This window comes from uncultured Ellagibacter sp., assembly GCF_934636505.1.
Taxonomy (GTDB): Bacteria; Actinomycetota; Coriobacteriia; order Coriobacteriales; family Eggerthellaceae; genus Ellagibacter.
Map to the genome: position 1 here is coordinate 1 of NZ_CAKUAL010000109.1, position 3,793 is coordinate 3,793.

Genomic DNA, 3,793 nt, shown 5'->3' on the forward strand with positions numbered 1-3,793 from the left:
CTTGAAGCCCTGCCCGGTCGATTCCCAGGAGCTCTACTTGGGCTCGCTTAAAGCCATCGGTCTCGACCCTGCTGAGCACGACGTGCGCTTCGTCGAGGACGACTGGGAAAGCCCGACGCTCGGCGCGTGGGGTCTTGGCTGGGAAGTGTGGATGGACGGCATGGAGGTCACGCAGTACACGTACTTCCAGCAGGTCGGCGGCATCGAGGTTGATCCTGTTCCCGTTGAGATCACTTACGGCCTTGAGCGCATTGCCATGTACGTGCAGGGCGTTGACTCCGTCTACGACCTCGTGTGGTCCTACCTGCCCGACGGCACGCCCATGACCTACGGCGACGTCTTCCATGAAAACGAGTACGAGTTCTCGACCTACAACTTCGAGGTCGCCGACGTCGAGCTGATGCGCCGCAAGTTCGACGAGTACGAGGCCGAGTGCCATTCCTGCCTCGAACGCAAGCTGCCGCTGCCGGCCTACGACTGCGTCATGAAGTGCAGCCACGCGTTCAACATCCTCGACGCACGCGGCGCCATCTCGGCGACCGAGCGCGCCAACTACATCCTGCGCGTCCGCGCCGTCGCCAAGGCCTGCTGCGAGAGCTATCTCGCCGAGGTCGCTGGCAAGAAAGACACGTATTCCACGAAGGGCGAGGTGGCCTAAATGGCAGATACTCTGGATTTCCTGCTCGAGATCGGCACCGAGGAGATGCCCTCGGCGCCGCTGATCAACGCTTCCAAGCAGCTTCCGAAGCTCGTCGTGAAGATGCTCGACGAGGCTGGTTTGGCGCATGGCGACGTTCGCGTCGTGTCCTCGCCGCGCCGCCTTGCCGCGATTGTGTCGGACGTGGCATGCGCCACCGAGGCTGTCCATGAGGTCAAGCGCGGCCCCAAGGCCCAAATCGCCTTCGACGCCGACGACAACCCCACCAAGGCTGCTGCCGGCTTCGCCCGCAAGTGCGGTATCGATGCCTCCGAGCTCACCCGCAAGATTGACGAGGATGGCAACGAGTACATCTTCGCCGAGAGGAACGTCCCCTCTGAGCCCGCGATGCCGATCCTGTCGGCGCTCGGCCACGACGTCATCGCCGCCATCGAGTGGCCGAACTACCGCTCCCAGCGCTGGGGCTCCGAACACGAGACCTTCGTGCGCCCAATCCGCTGGATCTGCGCGCTCCTCGGCTCCGAAGTCGTGCCCGTTACCTATGCTGACGTGACGAGCGGCAACACCACCCGCGGCCATCGCGTCCTGGCGCCCGGCGAGCACGTCGTTGCTGAGCCCGCCGCCTACGAGCAGGTGCTCAAGGATTCCTACGTGCTTGGCGCCGAGGCCCGCGAGGCCGCCATTCGCGAGGGCATCGCCGCTATCGAGGCAGAGCGTCCCGGCAGCCATGTGGACACGCCCGCCCGCATCTTCGACGAGGTCGTGAACCTCTGCGAATGGCCGACCGTGCTCGTCGGCACGTTCGACGAGGAGTTCCTCCGCGTCCCGCAGGAAATCATCTGCGAGTCCATGCTCTCCAACCAGCGTTATTTCCCGATTTTCGACGCTGCGGGCAAGCTCACCCGCGAGTTCGTGATCGTCTCGAACGCCGATCCGAAGGTCTCCGATACCGTCGTCTCCGGCAACGAGCGTGTTGTGCGCCCGCGCCTCGACGACGCGAAGTTCTTCTTCGACGAGGACTTGAAGCGTCCGATGGAGGAGTTCGTCGAGCGCCTCGGCATCGTCACGTTCCAGGAGAAGCTCGGCACTACCTTGCAGAAGGTCCAGCGCATGGAAAAGCTTGCGGGCGCGGCCGCTGCCGCCGCCGGCGAGGATGAGGCGGGCGTCGCGAACGCCGTGCGCGCCGCGCACCTGGCCAAGGCAGACCTCGTCTCGCAGGCCGTCGTCGAGTTCACCAACCAGCAGGGCGTCATGGGCGGCTACTACGCTGAGGCCGCAGGTGAGGTCCCCGAGGTCTGCGCCGCCATTCGCGAGCACTACCGTCCGCGCTTCGCAGGCGACGAGCTCCCCTCCGGCATCTGCGGCAAGTGCGTCGCCATCGCCGACAAGCTCGACACCTGCTGCGGCATCTTCGCCATCGACGAGCCCCCGACGGGCTCTTCCGACCCCTACGCCGTGCGCCGCGCCGCCATCGGCATCATTGCCATGCTGCGCACGATGCCCACGGTCAGCTTGAAAGACCTCATCGCCGCGTCGCTTGACGCGTACGCCGAGCAGGGTCTTGAGTTCGACCGCGCTGCCGTGGCCGAAAAGGTCGAGCAGTTCTTCGCGGGTCGTCTGAAGGCCATCGCCAAGGACGAGGGCGTTCTCCTCGACTCCATCGAGGCCGTCTCGGCTGTGGGCGTTATCGACCCCGCCGAGTTCTTCGCCCGCGCCTGCGCGCTCGATGCGGCGCGCGCCGAGCAGCCCGAGACCTACGAGGCCCTCGCGGGCGCCTTCACGCGCGCCCATAATCTTGCGGACGCCGCGCTGGGCTGCGAGGTCGACACCTCGATCCTCGGCGACTCCGAGCTCGCGCTCCTTCGCGCATGCGAGGAAGGGGAGGACAAGGTCTCTTCCGCGCTCGCTTGCAAGGACTTCGACGCTGCCTGCAGCGCCCTTGCGGCCCTCAAAGAGCCGATCGACGCCTTCTTCGAGGACGTCATGGTCATGGACGAGAACGCGTCGCTGCGCGAAAACCGCCTGCGCCTGCTCAACCGTTTCGTCGGCGTGTTCACCGACGTCGCCGATTTCGGGTTGATGGCGAAGAAGGCCCAAAAGTAGCCCACTTAAACAGGAAAAGCCAGGCGAGAGATGGATTTCGTTGTGCACACGAACAGGACGCCCCTGCCGACGATTCACGTCGTCAGCGACTCTGTGGGATTGACGGCGCAGTCTTTGGCCCGCGCCGCCGCCGCGCAGTTCGGGGTGACGAACCCCTGCATCGAGGTATTGCCGAAGGTGCGCAAGTTCGACGAGGTGAAGCGTTTCCTCGAAGACCACATGCAGCTTCATCGCGAGCTCAAGGGCTCGCCTAAGATTCTCGTCTGCTACACGATTGTCGACAAGGAGCTGCGCACCCGCTTGGCCGAGTTCGCAGCCTCCGAGCCCGACATCATTGCAATTGACCTGATGACCCAGGTCATCGATGCCATTTCAGACCTCTCGGGCCTCGAGCCGTCCTCGAAGCCCGGTGGTCTGCACGTGGCCGACCAGCATTACTTCCGCCGCATCGAGGCGATTGAGTTCACCATCGCCCACGACGACGGCCGCAACCCCCAAGACCTCACGCAGGCCGACATCGTCCTGCTCGGCGTATCGCGTTCTTCGAAGACGCCGACGTCGATCTATCTGTCCCAGCAGGGTTACAAGGTGGCGAACGTTCCGCTCGACCCCTACACTGAGCCTCCTCGCGAGATCTACGACGTCGACCCGACGCACCTGTTCGGGCTCATGACGACGCCCGAGGTGCTCGTGGGCATCCGCACCCGCAGGCTCGGCAATGCCGTGGGCGTCGCGAGCAGCTACGCCGACCCCACCTATGTCTATGAGGACCTCGAAGCGGCGCGCGCGCTCATGCGCAGGCTCGGCGCCATCGTCGTTCACACTGAAAACCGCGCCGTCGAGGAGACCGCTCAGGAGATATTGCGCTACTACGAGCGTCTGCACCCCGCACCTACTGGTATAGTTGATTAGTGCTCGAAACGGAAGGGAAACGTGCGCGAAATGTTTCTTCGCAAGTCACGTTTTCCGACGTCATGGGTAAAAAGGTAACCGGAGCTTGTAAGGAGAACAAGGTGACCGAACCAGTGAAGC

3 protein-coding genes are annotated in these 3,793 nt (G+C 64.1%); all 3 read left to right on the forward strand.

Annotated features, from left to right (window positions below):
- Window positions 1–658, forward strand: a 658-nt coding sequence (locus Q0G18_RS09070) for a glycine--tRNA ligase subunit alpha (protein ID WP_297152282.1), incomplete at its 5' end; no start/stop codon positions are given.
- Entirely contained in the window at window positions 659–2,761 is a 2,103-nt protein-coding gene (gene glyS / locus Q0G18_RS09075; protein ID WP_297152284.1) for a glycine--tRNA ligase subunit beta, read from the forward strand.
- Between the two features lie 30 nt (window positions 2,762–2,791).
- Entirely contained in the window at window positions 2,792–3,673 is an 882-nt protein-coding gene (locus tag Q0G18_RS09080; RefSeq protein WP_297152287.1) for a pyruvate, water dikinase regulatory protein, read from the forward strand.
- Window positions 3,674–3,793: the final 120 nt, after the last annotated feature.

What these genes read in the sequence shown, in the direction of transcription:
- Q0G18_RS09080 (WP_297152287.1), top strand. Translation starts at nt 2,792, where the DNA reads ATGGATTTCGTTGTGCACACGAACAGGACGCCCCTGCCGACGATTCAC.
- glyS (WP_297152284.1), top strand. Translation starts at nt 659, where the DNA reads ATGGCAGATACTCTGGATTTCCTGCTCGAGATCGGCACCGAGGAGATG.